General features: G+C 53.2%; 17 protein-coding genes and 3 tRNA genes. 8 read left to right on the top strand and 12 right to left on the bottom strand.

The window, feature by feature from the left end; genetic code table 11:
• The 3 genes from IE105_RS12780 to IE105_RS12770 all read right to left on the bottom strand — a co-directional run.
• Positions 1-105 (bottom strand): GTP-binding protein (locus tag IE105_RS12780; protein WP_233354145.1); only part of this gene is annotated, 105 nt, incomplete at its 3' end.
• Between the two features lie 91 nt (positions 106-196).
• A tRNA-Gly gene (locus IE105_RS12775) sits at positions 197-270 on the bottom strand.
• Positions 271-388: 118 nt separating this feature from the next.
• Positions 389-473 (bottom strand) — tRNA-Tyr (locus IE105_RS12770).
• 167 nt (positions 474-640) lie between these two features.
• Between IE105_RS12770 and IE105_RS12765 the strand changes: the two genes are divergently transcribed.
• The 6 genes from IE105_RS12765 to IE105_RS12740 all read left to right on the top strand — a co-directional run bounded on the left by IE105_RS12765 (position 641) and on the right by IE105_RS12740 (position 5,875).
• The gene (locus IE105_RS12765) at positions 641-1,648 is read left to right on the top strand and encodes a TrmH family RNA methyltransferase (protein WP_189499083.1); all 1,008 of its coding nucleotides are present in this window, start codon (positions 641-643) and stop codon (positions 1,646-1,648) included.
• Between the two features lie 114 nt (positions 1,649-1,762).
• The gene (ubiA, locus tag IE105_RS12760) at positions 1,763-2,677 is read left to right on the top strand and encodes a 4-hydroxybenzoate octaprenyltransferase (RefSeq protein WP_189499081.1); all 915 of its coding nucleotides are present in this window, start codon (positions 1,763-1,765) and stop codon (positions 2,675-2,677) included.
• 185 nt (positions 2,678-2,862) lie between these two features.
• A complete protein-coding gene (gene msrB / locus IE105_RS12755; RefSeq protein ID WP_373299105.1) occupies positions 2,863-3,279 on the top strand; it encodes a peptide-methionine (R)-S-oxide reductase MsrB in 417 nt (138 codons plus the stop codon).
• 419 nt (positions 3,280-3,698) lie between these two features.
• Positions 3,699-4,142: a hypothetical protein gene (locus tag IE105_RS12750; RefSeq protein WP_189499077.1), complete on the top strand. Its 444-nt coding sequence runs from the start codon at positions 3,699-3,701 to the stop codon at positions 4,140-4,142.
• 56 nt (positions 4,143-4,198) lie between these two features.
• Complete coding sequence (locus IE105_RS12745; protein WP_189499075.1) at positions 4,199-4,495, top strand: YciI family protein; 297 nt, start codon at positions 4,199-4,201, stop codon at positions 4,493-4,495.
• A gap of 42 nt (positions 4,496-4,537) precedes the next feature.
• The gene (locus IE105_RS12740; RefSeq protein ID WP_189499073.1) at positions 4,538-5,875 is read left to right on the top strand and encodes a cytochrome P450; all 1,338 of its coding nucleotides are present in this window, start codon (positions 4,538-4,540) and stop codon (positions 5,873-5,875) included.
• 103 nt (positions 5,876-5,978) lie between these two features.
• Here IE105_RS12740 and IE105_RS12735 read toward each other — a convergent pair whose 3' ends face one another.
• The 9 genes from IE105_RS12735 to IE105_RS12695 form a co-directional block, all read right to left on the bottom strand.
• Complete coding sequence (locus IE105_RS12735; RefSeq protein WP_189499071.1) at positions 5,979-7,157, bottom strand: endo-1,4-beta-xylanase; 1,179 nt, start codon at positions 7,155-7,157, stop codon at positions 5,979-5,981.
• A gap of 477 nt (positions 7,158-7,634) precedes the next feature.
• The gene (locus IE105_RS12730; protein ID WP_189499070.1) at positions 7,635-8,996 is read right to left on the bottom strand and encodes an OmpA family protein; all 1,362 of its coding nucleotides are present in this window, start codon (positions 8,994-8,996) and stop codon (positions 7,635-7,637) included.
• A gap of 220 nt (positions 8,997-9,216) precedes the next feature.
• Positions 9,217-9,292, bottom strand: a tRNA-Lys gene (locus IE105_RS12725).
• A 135-nt stretch (positions 9,293-9,427) separates the two neighbouring features.
• Positions 9,428-10,540 carry a tRNA guanosine(34) transglycosylase Tgt gene (gene tgt, locus IE105_RS12720; RefSeq protein WP_189499068.1) on the bottom strand — a complete coding sequence of 371 codons (1,113 nt, stop codon included), beginning with the start codon at positions 10,538-10,540 and terminating at the stop codon, positions 9,428-9,430.
• Positions 10,540-11,577 carry a tRNA preQ1(34) S-adenosylmethionine ribosyltransferase-isomerase QueA gene (gene queA / locus IE105_RS12715; RefSeq protein ID WP_189499066.1) on the bottom strand — a complete coding sequence of 346 codons (1,038 nt, stop codon included), beginning with the start codon at positions 11,575-11,577 and terminating at the stop codon, positions 10,540-10,542. Before queA ends, tgt begins: the two co-directional genes overlap by 1 nt.
• 36 nt (positions 11,578-11,613) lie before the next feature.
• Positions 11,614-12,072 carry a peptidylprolyl isomerase gene (locus tag IE105_RS12710; protein ID WP_189499064.1) on the bottom strand — a complete coding sequence of 153 codons (459 nt, stop codon included), beginning with the start codon at positions 12,070-12,072 and terminating at the stop codon, positions 11,614-11,616.
• A gap of 48 nt (positions 12,073-12,120) precedes the next feature.
• Positions 12,121-13,038, bottom strand: coding sequence for a peptidylprolyl isomerase (locus IE105_RS12705; protein ID WP_189499062.1), 918 nt, complete (start codon positions 13,036-13,038; stop codon positions 12,121-12,123).
• Positions 13,035-13,538 (bottom strand): pantetheine-phosphate adenylyltransferase, encoded by a 504-nt coding sequence (gene coaD / locus IE105_RS12700; RefSeq protein WP_189499060.1) that lies wholly within the window; start codon positions 13,536-13,538, stop codon positions 13,035-13,037. The genes IE105_RS12705 and coaD overlap by 4 nt, the downstream gene beginning before the upstream one ends.
• 50 nt (positions 13,539-13,588) lie before the next feature.
• On the bottom strand, positions 13,589-13,927 hold the full coding sequence (locus IE105_RS12695; RefSeq protein ID WP_189499059.1) for a DUF1476 domain-containing protein: 339 nt from the start codon (positions 13,925-13,927) through the stop codon (positions 13,589-13,591).
• Between the two features lie 212 nt (positions 13,928-14,139).
• On the opposite strand from IE105_RS12695, the gene purC reads away from it, so the two are divergent.
• Both purC and purS read left to right on the top strand, forming a co-directional pair.
• Complete coding sequence (gene purC, locus IE105_RS12690; protein ID WP_189499056.1) at positions 14,140-14,916, top strand: phosphoribosylaminoimidazolesuccinocarboxamide synthase; 777 nt, start codon at positions 14,140-14,142, stop codon at positions 14,914-14,916.
• Between the two features lie 14 nt (positions 14,917-14,930).
• On the top strand, positions 14,931-15,182 hold the full coding sequence (gene purS / locus IE105_RS12685) for a phosphoribosylformylglycinamidine synthase subunit PurS (protein ID WP_189499055.1): 252 nt from the start codon (positions 14,931-14,933) through the stop codon (positions 15,180-15,182).
• Position 15,183 lies beyond the last annotated feature (1 nt).

Below are 15,183 nucleotides of genomic sequence, written 5' to 3'. Positions count from 1 at the left end.
ATATTTCGTAATCGCCGCTGTCAGCGTCGTCTTACCATGGTCAACGTGACCAATGGTGCCGATATTGGCATGTGGCTTATTACGCTCGAACTTTTCCTTAGCCATCTGGCAGGTCCTCTCATCTGGCCCACCTATCAGGCCGTTAAAGGTTAATTCGTGTTTCAACCCCACAAATACAAGTGGGACCGACTGTTTCTGGAGCGGGTAGCGGGAATCGAACCCGCATACTCAGCTTGGAAGGCTGCTGCACTACCATTGTGCTATACCCGCCTTCGTATTTTTGGCTTCGGCGGAAAGGCCCGCGTGGCCACTAAAACGTTAGCTTATGCAATCCACTAATAAAGCGCGGAACTGTTGACCAGCCTACGCTCGCATTGCGAGCGGAGGATGGTGGAGGGGGTTGGATTCGAACCAACGTACACTAAGTGACCAGATTTACAGTCTGGCGCCTTTAACCACTCGGCCACCCCTCCCCAGTTTTACTCCGTAGGGAACTCCTGCTCTTGATACTCGGTCTGGTTAAGACCAAACATCATGAAACTACTGTTTTACAACAAAAAACGCCCTGTCACCCTTGCAGCCATCGTGTTAGCCGCGCCGATAACAAAGGCATATTGCTGATTGAGGCGGGCATATAACGATGGACGACGGACCGCGCAAGAACGAAAACGCAGGTAGATCGGGCGGAAAACGCGGACGGGGCGGAAGCTCTGAAACGCGTACATCCTCTCGAAAAGGCGGTAAAAGCGCGCCTCAATCCTCCGAACACCGTTCCAAAGGCATGATTCCAGGCGCTTCGAAAGATACGCCAAAGAAATCTTATGGCGGCCGATCGCATGGCGCAACGTCAACACCGCGCCAACCGAGCCGTGATTCTAAATATGCCAAGTATAAAGGCAGCAACCGGACTGGCGGAAACTCAGCCCCGCCCAACCCTTGGATTTGGGGCTGGCACGCGGTTCAAGCCGTCATTGATAATCCCCGCCGCACGATCCACCAAATTATGGTCACAGAACAAGCCGCTGAACGGCTTGGTTTAAGTGAAGGTCGTGCTGATCTGAAAATCGTCGCCATGGCCTATATTGATAAAGCCCTGCCACGCGGCGCGGCGCATCAAGGCGTGGCGGTTAAAGCGGCGCCGCTACAATGGCCGCATCTATCTCAACTCGCAGATGACGCCGATGATGACGCGATTATCCTCGTCTTAGATCAGATCACCGATCCACATAATGTGGGCGCCATGATGCGTTTGTGCAGCGCGTTTGGCGTGACGGCGCTCGTCATGCAAAGCCGTAAAGCCCCACCTCTCGCTGGCGCAACGGCCAAAGTGGCTGTCGGCTGCTTGGAATCCGTTCCTGTTTGTCTTGAGACCAACATCGCCCAGACACTCAAGTCTTTGCAGACGTTTGGGTATCAAGTCGTCGGTCTGGCGGGGGAAACAGAGACAACGGTTTCTGAAGCCCTTGCTGGCGAAGGACGCTACGCGATCGTTATGGGGGCCGAAGGGTCAGGCCTACGTGAATTGGTGGCCAAAAACTGTGACGTTCTGGCCCGCATCCCGATGCGATCCAATCCGATTGCGGGAGAAGCCGAAAGTTTAAATGTGGCCACAGCGGCCGGGATCGCACTTTATGAGATCCGGCGGTAAACCTACAAGGTCAGTGCGTCGCCATGATCCGGACTATTTCTATAAACTTCGCTCATTCCCGCAATAGCGGGAATCCAGAGCCGGAGAGTCGCGGTGTGACAATGGGACCTCAGGATGACTAAAATCGCTGACAGCCAGAACACCCATTGGGTCAATAAAACTCCCGAGACGATCCAGCCCTACCTCCAACTCTCGCGTCTCGACCGACCTGTCGGCTATTGGTTGCTAACCCTGCCCGGCTGGATCGGGCTTGTCGTGCCGAGTTGGATTTGTCGTCCAGATTGGCAAATTTGGTCACCGTTTTACTGGGGCGCGCTGATCTTCATCGGCGCGGTCGCTATGCGCGGCGCGGGATGCACGTATAATGACATCGTTGACCGAGGCCTTGATGCAAAGGTTGAGCGGACAGAGGCGCGGCCACTGCCGTCTGGCCGAATCACACTCTTGCAGGCGTGGATGTGGCTCGGGGCGCAACTCGCCGTCGGTTTCACCATTTGGGTCGCGCTGCCGTGGGGGGCAAAACTCATCGCACTGGCCTCAATTCCCCTCGTTGCCGCCTACCCCTTTATGAAACGCATTACCTGGTGGCCTCAAGTCTGGTTGGGATTGACCTTTAACTGGGCCGTTTTGGTTGCGTACGCGATCAAGACAGGCGGTCTCGATCCGGCCATTGGGTTGATTTATGTCGGATTAGCGGCCTGGACCGTGGGCTTCGACACGATTTACGCTCTGCAAGATATTGAGGACGATGCCGTCATCGGTATCCGCAGCACAGCGCGCCGGTTCGGAGGTCGCGTGCGATTAGGCGTCGGGATATGCTACGCGCTGTCTGTGACTTTCATTACTGGCGGCCTGCTGCTTTCACAGACGCCGGTCGCCGCCTTCGCAGTCCTACCGTTCGCCGCCCACCTGTCGTGGCAAATAGTCCGGCTGCGCCCCGATGCTCCTGACCGGGCGCTGAGCTTGTTCAAATCCAATGGGTGGGCAGCGGCTTTCCTGATTGCGGCCCTCGTCCTCACTCAACTGTGAACGCAACCTGATTAGCGTTCCATGCGTAAGTCTATCATGAGAGCGCGACACAATAAGGATACCGCATGTTCGACAGACGCACCTTTACCTTTGGTGGCTCCGCTTTTGTACTCGCAGCTTGCAGCGGCGCCACAAGCGCGAAAACACTTACGACAGACCCATTATCCGATAGAAAGACCGACGTCATGACCGCGACTGATACCAATATTGACTGGGCCAACCTCTCCAATGAGGATTGGAAGAATCGCCTGACAGAAGAAGAATTCCATGTTCTTCGCAAAGAAGGCACGGAACGCGCTTCCTCAAGCCCCCTTGATAGTGAAAAACGCGCAGGCACATTCGTTTGTGCGGGATGCGCCTTGCCCCTGTTCAAATCTGACATGAAATTCGACTCGGGCACTGGTTGGCCGAGCTTCTTCACCATGATTGAAGGGGCCCTCGAAACCAAAAGAGATTTCAAAATAGTCATCCCGCGGACGGAATATCATTGTTCACGCTGCGGCGGGCATCAAGGCCATGTCTTCAAGGATGGCCCTCGACCGACAGGTTTGCGCTATTGCAATAATGGTGTCGCCCTCGACTTCATCCCTGACGCCACTTAGCGAAATATTTTTGTGCGGTTAGGCCTGTCTGAAAGTTCACATAATTTCAGACTTGCCGAAACCCCTGACTCGGACCAAATAGAATATATCGGTAGCCGTCCCATTGTGGGGCCGCGTTGAGAAAGGAGGTGTAGTTTTGTCTATCTTTTTTGAGGGGTCTGCCCAGAGCTGTTAGCTCAGCCTTTCGTAAACGCGAAACCGGGTAGGGCAAACACGTCGGATGCGTCCATAGTGTAAGCCATAACGAAGCGGGCAATATGTCCCGTGAGACCCAAACTTCAAAACGAGGCCCGCTGGCATTGTCGGCGGGCCTTTGTTGTTTCTGAACGTGAAGTTGATTTCCTTATGTCCGCATCGGAACCTAACGAAGGTCAACCGCGTTTATAAAAGTGTAGATTCACTTTTTGAAACGGACCCCGATGGGATTCTCATGCCACTCCACGGCTGTCACTTTTGTTACCGCCGTTTTATCTGTCTTTATCTTAGGTGATGAGACCGCCGCAGCGGGTCCAATCCAACACTATATTTTGAACAGCGCGTCGGGAGATATCCCCGCCAGACACGCTTCGACTGATGTCGAAAATATCGACATTGCCAACCATTGTTCCGAAGGGGGCGGAAAAAAAGAACATTGCCTCTGTCTGGTCAAAGTCCTGAAGCATGACCTTAATACGCACGATTACAGAGTCATCGCGGCGCGGATCAAACCGGAAAAAAATGCCCCTCGCCTCTTATCTAAGGATCGATATAAAAAGAACGTCCCCGCCAAGCCTCTCGATCCAATATTGCGCGCCCTTCTTGAATCACCTGACTTAATGGCCCGATGTGAGCTCGCAGACCGCTTTTACGCTCAAGCGCGGTAAGACATTTAACGAGAGCCAATATTGTCAGTTCGCGTTGGGAGCGCTAGATCAGACAAATGCCTGATTTTATGATCCTATCCAAAGACGTCCCCGACGGCCCCGCCATTCGCGCCCGCGTACGCCAAGACCATCTTGATTGGTTGAAAGCGCCGTCAGATTGCACTGTTTTATCGGCTGGACCCTGGCTCGATGACACAAATGCGATGCGTGGGTCCTTGCTCATTGTCAAAGCCCCATCACGTGAGGCACTGGATGCGTGGATGGCAAATGACCCCTACGCTAGGGCGGGTTTGCCGAAAAACATTGATGTCAGGCCGTTCAAACTTGTGATCGGACGCCCAGAAGGTTTGTGAACCGGCGGGCCTTACCCTGACGGAGCTTGAACGGAGACACTCATGGGTTTGCAATTAGTGACGGAAACGGTCCAGCCGGATCGCGGCCCCCAAGATCCCGTTCATCCCATTAAATTTCCGATGCAACCGCCACTCGATTTGGGCGAGCCCCTCAATTTCGCGGGCGAGCAACCATGGGGGGCCTTCAAGGCCATGCGCGAAACCGCCCCCGTCATGTGGCACGGACTTGAGAATAAAAAGCTCGAAGGATTTTGGGCGCTCACTCGCTATGATGACATCAAGGCCGCTAGCCTCGACACCCAAACATGGTCATCGCAAATGGGCGGTATCATGATGGCCTATGCCAATGATGCGCGGCAACACCCGAAACTCCATTCAGCGTCGCTCAACACCATGATCTGCCTCGACGCGCCGCACCATATGCAGCTCCGCCGCGAACATATGCAGTTCGTTAAACCCACTTATGTTGCTGACTTGCGCAAGAAAGTTGACCAGCGCGTAACGGAGCTATTGAATGATGTCGATAAAGCGGGGCCCCGTCTGAACTGGGTTGAGCATTTCTCCTCACAACTCCCGCTCTTCACCTTATGCGAAATGCTTGGCGTTCCCGAAGCCGACCAGCCAAAAATTCGGGAATGGATGAATATGCTAGAAATGGCGGCCTATGTGTTGGGCACGGGCGACCCCTCCTCGGTTGACCCACAGCTCGTCATGAAATTCTTGACCGAAGTCGAAGCCATGTTTGCCTATGGCCGTGAAATCCTGTTGAAGCGGCGGGCGGAACCGACAGACGACTTGCTCTCCGCTATCGCCAATGTCGAAATTGATGGCGAGCGCCTTCCGGATGAATTCCTAGATGGATCGTGGTTGCTCATCATCATTGCTGGCAATGATACGACGCGCAATTCCCTGTCCGGTGGACTGCGATTGCTGAGTCAATTTCCGGATCAGAAGGCCAAAGTTTTGGCCGACCGTTCGCTGATTCCTAACATGTGCCACGAGATCGTCCGCATGGTGAGCCCGGTCATGTATATGCGCCGCACCGCGCTCAAAGAAACAGAGATTCGCGGTCAGACAATCGCCGAAGGGGAGAAGATCGTGATGTGGTATGGCGCAGGCAATCGCGATCCAGAAGTCTTTGCCGACCCGGATCAATTTGATGTGACACGTGCCAACGCTTCCAAACATGTGGCCTTTGGTTTCGGTAGCCACGTCTGCATGGGTCAGCGAATTGCCAACATGCAGCTCAATGCCGCATTCACACAGATATTCGAGCGGTTCCCGAACATCCAATGGACAGGCAAACAAACGATCCTTCCCAATAATTTCACCCACTCGATTGGTGAGCTGGAAGTCGATTTAGGCGTCGCCAATAGTTGATCCCTAAAATTTTGGGATCGAGCACCGATCAAAAACCAATGAGGTCACAAGCGGCGCCTAGCTTTCGTGACTTCCAGCATCGCACCAAGAATTTTGACAGACATTAAATCTCAAAATCAGGCTCAACGATGGCTCTAAACGCTTTTTTAGCGGCCCGATCTCGATTGTATAACAGCGGTGCATTGGTGCGATTGACCGGATAGCCGTTTAGCCAAGACTGAGCATCTGAAACGCCCCATGTCGTGACAGATGTTACGCTTGGGCGGGCTTCAAACCCATTATAAAGATCGCGATATTTTTGCGCCTGATCATCAACGGCAGTTTGCGGAATATTGTTTCCGTAATCTGCGGCGCAATTTGTCTGGTTCTTAAAACAGGACGCAGGATCATTGTAAATTGAGATGTCCAATTCTGTGACATGATTGATGATGCCCATGAATTGATTGTCGACGTCATCAATCGCCGCCAATACATCAGCCACGGGAGTGGCCGCTTGGATATGCATTTGGTGCCCAATACCGTCGATAGGAATGCCGCGATCCTGCATATCTTTGACGACTTGCAGCAACCGAGCCCGTTTCCCGGTCAATTCAGTGTTGTAATCATTGATAAAGAGAAGCGCATCAGGATCTGCTTTTCGAGCCGCTTCGAATGCCCAGTCAATATAGTCCGCCCCGCCTGCGGCCTGATACCAATTAGAGTTCCGATATGGCGCCGTGGCCCCGTCATCATCGCTGATAACTTCGTTCACAACGTCCCATGCGTAAACCTTCCCTTTGAAATGAGTGACAACGTCCGTCACATACTTTTCTAGACGGGCTTTGACTTCATCTTGGGTGCCTTGGAAGAAATAGTCAGGGGTAGCGCGATGCCAAAGTAAAGCATGGCCACGCAAAGCGATAGTGTTGGCTTGGGCAAAGGTGAGCAAGCGATCGGCAGCCTCAAAAGTGTAGCTCCCCTCTGTCGGGGCGAGAGCCCCTGGCTTCATGACATTTTCGGCCGTGATTGAATTAAATTGGTCTTTGAGAATATCCGCTTCGGTCTGTCCTTCAGCGACTTGCGCGGGAGTTACCGCAGCTCCGACTAAGAATTTGTTTCTAAACTTATCTCGAAGAACCCCTCTGGCCGGCGTGTATGTCACTGTCGGCGGTATTGGTGGAACTGGAGTCGGCGGTACGACGCTAACGGGTCGACTGACAGAGGCGCCACCGCCACACGCACCCAACGCTATTGCCGCAACCCCGCCCAGTAATTTCAACCGATCCCGTGCTGTGAAGTTCATCTTATCCCCTACGCTTACGGCTTATAATTGACAGCGCTGTCATACGTAACGGCATTTATGACCATAATTTTGCGTCAAACAAGGGGATTATTGAAGCCTGCTTTCTGGCCTCAGATTTCGTGAGCGCGTTTGTGCGTTTGTGCGTGTCTTCAGGACTGCGCTCTTATCATTATCCGTTCGGTATTTCCGCTCACCCTATACATTAGGACCGCGAAGAAAGGCCTCAGTGTCTGCGCGATATCCATAGCCACATCAACGATCGACATGTGCCTGGCTAGCGCCCTCGCCCATGCCGCATCGCGCTTATTGATTTACAGTCGATTTCTCTGCCCGCGACTGCTGGCACGAACTATGATTGGGGCGTCTTAAAATGAACGTCATGACTTACGAATTCATCTTACGGATAAATTCTCTGCATCAGGCATAAAAAAAGCCCGGCTCAATGAGCCGGGCTTAAAATTAGTTATCGTGTGGAGCTTAGTTGCTCATCATCGCTGTGCCGACATCCGACAAAGTGATCAGAACTTCCGTACGACGGTTAAGCTGCTCACGAACGCCGTTGCCAGTTTGGACGAACGGTTCTGTTTCGCCTTTACCTTCGGACGAGATCATCGCGCCGCTTACGCCCTGACGGACGAGCTCTTCTTGTGCGTCAGACGCACGGCGTTTTGACAGACCCAAGTTGTAGGCTGCTGTACCGGATGTATCTGTGTGACCGACAACGCGAACGCTGCTGATGTTACAGTACTGACCAACGTCAAGGATGCGGTTGATTGTGTTCCGTGTTTCCGCAGACTGACCTTTATCAAACTCATAATAGATCAATTCTTGACGGAATTGCTCTTGGCACGTGATGATTGGGCAAGCTGCCAAATCTGTCACGCTCGTTACACCATCACTACATGTGTAGTATGTGACTTGAGCAGGACACAGATCAAGATCAGTGACTTCTGTCGAGCCGTCCCAACATGTGAATGTCTGAACTGGGCAGAGGTTGAGATCAGTAACTTCAGTTGAACCATCCCAACATGTGTAAGTCACAGGTACTGGTGGAAGCACAGGAACGACAACGGGAGCCGATTTACCAAAGCGGTAACGGAAGCCTGTCATCAGCACGTGCGCTGATACATCTTCAACAACTGACGTCAGATCGGCTCTGACCGGTGTGCCCGCAGGTGTTGATTGATGTACGAAGTCACCATCAATAGAGAAATCACCCATATCGATATAACGATAGTTAGTGTCCCATGTCAGGTTGTCAGTGATGTTGTAGCCAAGACCCGCAATCAGGTTCCAAGCGAAGTTTGTTTCGCTGTCGTTCGCGCTGCAAGACCGTGCGGCGCCAGCAGGAGCTGTACCAATACAAGCTGGGTTGGAAACAAGGACTGTTCCAGTGTCGTTCAAGAAGTCTGAAGCTGACATGGAGATGTCGCCAGATGTAATACCAAGACCGGCACCAACATAAGGCTCCCAACGACCGAAGTCTGAGAAGTCATAGATTGCATTCAGCATAAGCGAGCTAGCTTGGATCTTAGCATTTGATTGTGGTTGCCCACCAACAGTGCCGAGTTCGTTATAGAGCGATGAACCATCAAGCTCGATACGCCAGTTTTTGCCTAAATCGTAACCAATGCCGAGGCCCAATGCCAAGTTGCCTTGGCCAGCAACGACGCCTTGAATGCCATTTGACGCTGCCGGTCCAACCGAAACGTCAGAATCTGTAATAACGCCATACCCGGCTTGTGCCTTGATATAAACGCCGCTGTCTTGTGCGGATGCGAGTGACGGCGCGGCCATAAGCGCTGTCGCAGCTGCCGCGATTAGAAGCCGATGCTTCATGATATTCCTCCGTAAATGGACCAAAGCCATTAGTTTGATTTAGGTTTTGCGCCCCCCAGGGACACGTTTCCTATACGGGTGATATACGAAACAGTTCCAAATTACCAACGAGAGTTTCGCATTTCGATGAACTTTTAAGTCGAATCCCATAAGAATGTTGCAAAACTGCACCACATCCAAAGGTTTAGACGAATCAAATTGTCATTAAAAGTTAAACCTTTGGTACGCCCAGACGGACTCGAACCGTCGACATCCTCATTAAAAGTGAGGCGCTCTACCAACTGAGCTATGGGCGCTTACCATAAAGGTATAAAGCAGGGATACTTAGAGCCTGCGAAAGCGCGCGCTAACTAGGCGCGGCCAAGCGCGAGGTCAACCCGTTTCGCAGTGGAGTTTACAGACAAATTGATAAGCCAGTTCACAGGCTCGCCTCAGGCCCAAGCCGCACGGAAGTCAGAGACAAATCGGTCATAGGTCCCAGAGGTGATTTCAGTCCGAATTCGTCGCATTAAATCCTCAAAATAGGCGATATTATGCCGTGAGAGGATCATTTGCCCCAACATTTCACCCGATCGAATCAAGTGATGGACGTAAGCCTTTGAATAATTTTGCGAGGCAGGACAATCAATTGCGGGGTCGAGCGGACTGTCATCCTCTGCAAATTCAGCCTTCCTAATATTGTAAGGCCCCGTGTCCGTCCAAACTTGCCCATGCCGTCCAGATCGCGTCGGAATCACACAATCAAACATGTCGACACCCCGATAAACCGCCTCAACAAGGTCAATTGGCTTTCCGACGCCCATCAGGTAGCGCGGACGATCGGCGGGTAAATGCGGCGTCGTGACATCCAAAACACTACACATCATCTCATGCCCCTCACCTACGGCCAGTCCGCCAATCGCGTAACCGCCATAGCCGCCCGCCTCAATCGAACGTTGCGCTGATTCGGCGCGTAAATCGGCATAGGTGGAGCCTTGCACAATCGCGAACAGAGTTTGGTCAGGGCGATCCCCGAAAGCCGCGAGAGAGCGAGCGCCCCACCGCAGTGACAATTCCATTGAGGCGCGAGCCTGATCGGGGGTTGCGGGAAAGGGCGTGCATTCGTCAAATTGCATACAAATATCCGCGCCGAGCAATTCGGCCTGAATTTCCATCGACCGCTCTGGGCTGAGCATGTGTTTGCTGCCGTCAATATGCGAGCGAAACTCGACGCCTTCCTCACTCATTTTGCGCAGCTTGGAGAGCGACCAGACCTGAAACCCACCCGAATCGGTCAACATCGGCCCGTCCCAACCGCAAAACTTATGCAATCCGCCTAAGCGCGCGATACGTTCCGCACCGGGGCGCAGCATCAAGTGATACGTGTTGCCCAGTATGATGTCCGCGCCCGCTTGCCTGACGTGGTCCATATAGACGCCCTTGACTGTGGCCGCAGTTCCCACCGGCATGAAGGCGGGTGTTTGGATGTCACCGCGCATTGTGCGCAGTGTTCCAGTCCGCGCGCGCCCATCGGTCGCGTGAATATCGTAGGGGAAAACAGCCATTATCGTCGCCAGATCAGTGAGCTATCACCATAGGAGTAAAACCGATAACCCGTCTCTATCGCGTGAGCGTAAGCGGTTTGCATTGTGTCAGTTCCCACCAAGGCGCTGACAAGCATAAACAGAGTTGAGCGCGGCAGATGAAAATTGGTCATTAAGCCATCCACCACTTTGAATGTGTAGCCCGGCGTGATGAAGATATTGGTATCACCCGTACCCGCGTGTCCATTTGACGCCTCTAAGGCACGTAGAGACGTCGTCCCAACGGCGACCACCCTGCGCCCTTCGGCTTTCGCTTTGGCAATCTGCGCGGCCGTCTCTGAACCGATATCATACCACTCACTATGCATATCATGATCTTCTGTCCGGTCAGACTTAACCGGCAAGAAGGTTCCTGCCCCGACATGCAGGGTTAGCTTGGCAATTTCGACGCCATGTTCGGCAAGTCGTGCAAACAGGGCGTCCGTAAAATGAAGGCCTGCCGTCGGTGCGGCAACACTGCCCGGATCATCGGCGTAGACCGTCTGATAATCAGATTCGTCTTGCGCGTCCGCATCGCGCTTTTTTGCAATATAAGGGGGCAGAGGCGTCCGACCATGGGCGGAAACAGCGGTATCGAGCGCGCCCCCTGCCCGATCAAATGTGAGCTCGACATCGCCACCGTCTCGGATGGTCACGACCGTCGCGACGAAACTGTCTGAAAAGATGACGGCGTCTCCCTCCCGCAGCCGTTTCGCAGGACGAATAAAGGCGCGCCACCGGTCGGGAGCGGTCCGCTTATGCAAGTTAATCGTCAGCGATACGTCGCCACCGCCGCCTTGCGCGCGCGCCGGACGTGTAGCCGACAAGGCCGCAGGAATGACTTTTGTATCATTAAGGACGAGCAAATCACCGGGCTGCAATAAATCCGGCAGATCGCCGACAGTATGATCCGTAAGTGTCTCACCCACGCATAAAAGCCGCGCATGTTCGCGCGGCTCTATCGGCCGGAGCGCAATCCGCGCCTCCGGCAAGTCGAAATCAAAGTCAGAGACGTCCATGTCAGTGACGCCCAAAAAGGACGACTACAAAAGTCGCTAAGCGACTGTCGCTTTGACGATTTTGCCAGGATAGCGCGGTGGCTCACCCTTTGGCAGCGCGTCAACAAGGTCCATGCCGTCTTCGACTTCGCCCCAGACAGTATATTGGTTATCAAGGAACTGCGCATCGTCGAGACAGATAAAGAACTGACTGGACGCACTGTTCGGATTGGAACTGCGAGCCATGGAACAAACGCCACGCAGATGTGGATGTTTGCTAAACTCAGCTGGAATCTGCTTTTTCGCGCCGCCCATGCCAGTGCCGTCCGGGCAGCCGCCCTGCGCCATGAAACCGTCAATAACACGGTGGAAAGTCAATCCATCATAGAAACCATCTTTGACGAGTTTCGTGATCTGCGCGACATGTTTTGGAGCCAGATCAGGCCGCAGCAAAATCGTGATGTCGCCAGTCTCGCCGGATTGCGTATCGACGGTGAGGATAAGTTTATCGGACATTATATACCTTGAGAGTCTTAAATTTAAAAGTGTGAGAGGTTGACGTTATTACTGTGTGCGGGACGGGATCTGCACGTCGCAGACATCATCATAACTTTGTGTCGAAATCCAATTGGTGAACGCATCGGACGTTGTATCGAGCACTTGCACGGTCGGGCGATCTGCTTCGGGTAAGTCAGCCGCAATCTTTACGTTGTTCATTTGATCCGGGACAAATCCATCTTCACCGACGACACCGACTTTAAAAGACGTCAGATAGTCGTAACCCATAACCGTGGCGCCCCAGACAGAATATTGCGCGTCCAAATGTTCGGCTTTGCCACGCATAAGGAAAAACTGGCTGTTCGCACTATTTGGCTCTGATGTCCGCGCCATAGACGTGACGCCCTTACAATGAAGACCAAAGGCCGCGACTTTGCCGTCCTTGGTTAAAATCGCCTGACTAATCGGTTGAGACGCGACTGGGAGGCCTTTGTAAAAGCCCGTCGCTATCTGCTGCCGTTCACTTCCGCGCGAGGATACCAAGGTCACGCCCATATCTTCGCCGCGTCGAAAGGTGAACTCGGCGGCAATATCCGGCAATTCACTATCGCCTGTCCCGTTGCCGTTCTGGCCGTCGCCCGTCTGGTTCATAAATCCGACAATGACGCGGTGAAACACAACGCCATCATAAAACCCATCGCGCACCAACGCTTTGACTTGAGCCACGTGATTGGGCGCGATTTCAGGGAAAAGCTCCACCCCGATGACGCCGTAAGCCGTATCGATCAGCATGAGATTGTCAGCCTCAACCGTGCGCCAAGCTGTCTCTGGGAACGTCACGGCCGATTTAATTTCACCGTCAGCGTAGCTTTCCGTGGATTCAGCGGAACACGCAGGGCCCGCGATGGCCAGAGTGGACAAAGCCGTGAGACGAACCGCCGCCTTCAAACGAAGTTGGGGTTTCAAAGAGAATGAGATCTTCATGAATATTTGTCCTTCAGTCGCACCGCGACCTCCGGGGTCACGAATTGATCGATATTACCACCCAGCCGCGCGATCTCTTTGACAAGACGCGACGCAATGGTCTGATATTGTGGGTCCGCCATAAGGAAGACCGTTTCGATGTCTGGATTCAAACGGTCGTTCATACCGGCCATTTGAAACTCATATTCAAAATCGGACACAGCCCGAAGGCCGCGAACTATCATGGACGCCCCGCAGTCTTCAACGAAGTGTATCAGTAGCCCTTCAAAGGGCTTCACCTCGACTTCGATCCGCTCACGAAACGGGGCCACGACATTTTCGACCATCTCGACTCGCTCATCCAAACCAAAGACCGGGTTCTTGCTGCGGTTTATCGCAACGCCGATAATTAGCTTGTCACACAAGCGTGAGGCGCGTTTCATAATGTCCAAATGACCCAAGGTCATCGGGTCAAATGTCCCAGGATAAAGAGCGATGCGGTGCTGTGTTTTTGCGTTCATAGCGGGTCGCTTACTAAAGCATGGCCGTGACGACTAGGGGGAACACCGTATTAGCGGTTTACGTTCAAATCCTGTGCGTAAACATGATCCCGCGCCAGTTTCAGCTCTTCCGCCATCCGATCGCGAATCGCTTGGTCGGACAGCTCAATGCCGGCTGCCGTGAGATCGCCGCGTAGCTTACGAAAAACATCATCATCGCCCGCTTCTTCCATATCCGCGACAATCACTTGCAACGCGTAAGCGTCCGCATCGGCATCAACTTTGCCCAGCAAGCCCGCCGCCCAATGGCCGAGCGCTTTGTTCCGGCGAGCTTCGGATTTGAATTCCTTTGCTGCGTCCATAACAAATCGGGTCTCAGAAGCATTTTTACGGTCATCAAAGCTCGTCATCGTATATTCCTTAGCAGAGGCGTGCGGACGAAAGCGTCCGGTCGAGTTTTATCTTAATCCGTCAATACAAAGCCCCTACCCCGGCGGCAAGATACAAGTTCGTCAGGTGAGATAACACATGACTTATCCCTGCGTCCCGTGCGGCCCTGCCGTTGCCGCGCCGCGCGTGCTCGTCTATGGGGCCATTTTACTGCATGGGAGCTGAGCGTCCGATGAGCCGCCGCAAGCAGATTTACGAAGGCAAAGCCAAGATCCTTTACGAAGGACCGGAGCCGGGTACACTCGTCCAATATTTCAAGGACGACGCAACCGCATTTAATGCGCAAAAGAAAGCCACGCTTGACGGTAAGGGCGTGCTGAACAACCGCATTTCCGAATTCATCATGCTGCGCTTGATGGAAATCGGCATTCCGACTCACTTCATCCGCCGCCTGAACATGCGCGAGCAGTTGATTAAAAAGGTCGAAATTGTTCCTCTTGAAGTGATTTGCCGCAATGTCGCCGCCGGGACTATGTCCGTACGCCTTGGCATTGAAGAGGGTGAGAAACTGCCCCGCTCTATCGTCGAATTTTGCTTGAAGCGCGATGACCTCGGTGATCCTTTAGTCGCTGAAGAACATGTTTATGCCTTTGGTTGGGCGACGCAGGGCGAGATGGACGAAATCATCGCCATGACCTTGCGCATCAATGATTATCTACAAGGCATGTTCGCGGGCATCGGCATTCGCCTCGTCGACTTTAAAATTGAATTCGGTCGGCTCGCCCATCCTGATGGTCTTGGCGATCACATGATTATTCTCGCTGATGAAATTAGCCCGGATAGCTGCCGTCTGTGGGACATGGAAACTAACAAGAAACTCGACAAAGACCGGTTCCGCCGTGATTTGGGCGAGGTCACAGAAGCCTACACAGAAGTCGCCACACGACTTGGCATCCTTAAACCCAACCCTTCGACGGCCAATATATCCGTCATTTCCTCCAACGACTGAACAGAGTTATGCCCATGATTGCCCGCGTTTATGTCGGCCTGAAACCCGGCGTGCTTGATCCCCAGGGACGCACCATTGCCAGCTCTCTCAATGATTTGGGCTTCGAAGAAGTCCAAGATGCGACGCAAGGTAAGGTGATCGAATTGAAGCTCGCCAATGGCGAGCGTGACCTTGTCAAAGCCCGCGTCAAAGAGATGTGTGAGAAGCTTCTCGCCAATACGGTGATCGAGAGCTACCGCATCGAGTTGGACGAGACGGAGGAATAGA

The organism is Algimonas arctica (assembly GCF_014652695.1).
Lineage (GTDB): Bacteria > Pseudomonadota > Alphaproteobacteria > Caulobacterales > Maricaulaceae > Litorimonas > Litorimonas arctica.
Note: the sequence above shows the minus strand (reverse complement) of the source record. Positions and strands in the feature narration are given on the sequence as shown.

Bases quoted from the DNA above. Each gene is read 5' to 3' on its own strand.
- IE105_RS12765 (WP_189499083.1), top strand. From the start codon at position 641: ATGGACGACGGACCGCGCAAGAACGAAAACGCAGGTAGATCGGGCGGA.
- ubiA (WP_189499081.1), top strand. From the start codon at position 1,763: ATGACTAAAATCGCTGACAGCCAGAACACCCATTGGGTCAATAAAACT.
- msrB (WP_373299105.1), top strand. From the start codon at position 2,863: ATGACCGCGACTGATACCAATATTGACTGGGCCAACCTCTCCAATGAG.
- IE105_RS12750 (WP_189499077.1), top strand. From the start codon at position 3,699: ATGGGATTCTCATGCCACTCCACGGCTGTCACTTTTGTTACCGCCGTT.
- IE105_RS12745 (WP_189499075.1), top strand. From the start codon at position 4,199: ATGCCTGATTTTATGATCCTATCCAAAGACGTCCCCGACGGCCCCGCC.
- IE105_RS12740 (WP_189499073.1), top strand. From the start codon at position 4,538: ATGGGTTTGCAATTAGTGACGGAAACGGTCCAGCCGGATCGCGGCCCC.
- IE105_RS12735 (WP_189499071.1), bottom strand. From the start codon at position 7,157: ATGAACTTCACAGCACGGGATCGGTTGAAATTACTGGGCGGGGTTGCG.
- IE105_RS12730 (WP_189499070.1), bottom strand. From the start codon at position 8,996: ATGAAGCATCGGCTTCTAATCGCGGCAGCTGCGACAGCGCTTATGGCC.
- tgt (WP_189499068.1), bottom strand. From the start codon at position 10,540: ATGGCTGTTTTCCCCTACGATATTCACGCGACCGATGGGCGCGCGCGG.
- queA (WP_189499066.1), bottom strand. From the start codon at position 11,577: ATGGACGTCTCTGACTTTGATTTCGACTTGCCGGAGGCGCGGATTGCG.
- IE105_RS12710 (WP_189499064.1), bottom strand. From the start codon at position 12,072: ATGTCCGATAAACTTATCCTCACCGTCGATACGCAATCCGGCGAGACT.
- IE105_RS12705 (WP_189499062.1), bottom strand. From the start codon at position 13,038: ATGAAGATCTCATTCTCTTTGAAACCCCAACTTCGTTTGAAGGCGGCG.
- coaD (WP_189499060.1), bottom strand. From the start codon at position 13,538: ATGAACGCAAAAACACAGCACCGCATCGCTCTTTATCCTGGGACATTT.
- IE105_RS12695 (WP_189499059.1), bottom strand. From the start codon at position 13,927: ATGACGAGCTTTGATGACCGTAAAAATGCTTCTGAGACCCGATTTGTT.
- purC (WP_189499056.1), top strand. From the start codon at position 14,140: ATGAGCCGCCGCAAGCAGATTTACGAAGGCAAAGCCAAGATCCTTTAC.
- purS (WP_189499055.1), top strand. From the start codon at position 14,931: ATGATTGCCCGCGTTTATGTCGGCCTGAAACCCGGCGTGCTTGATCCC.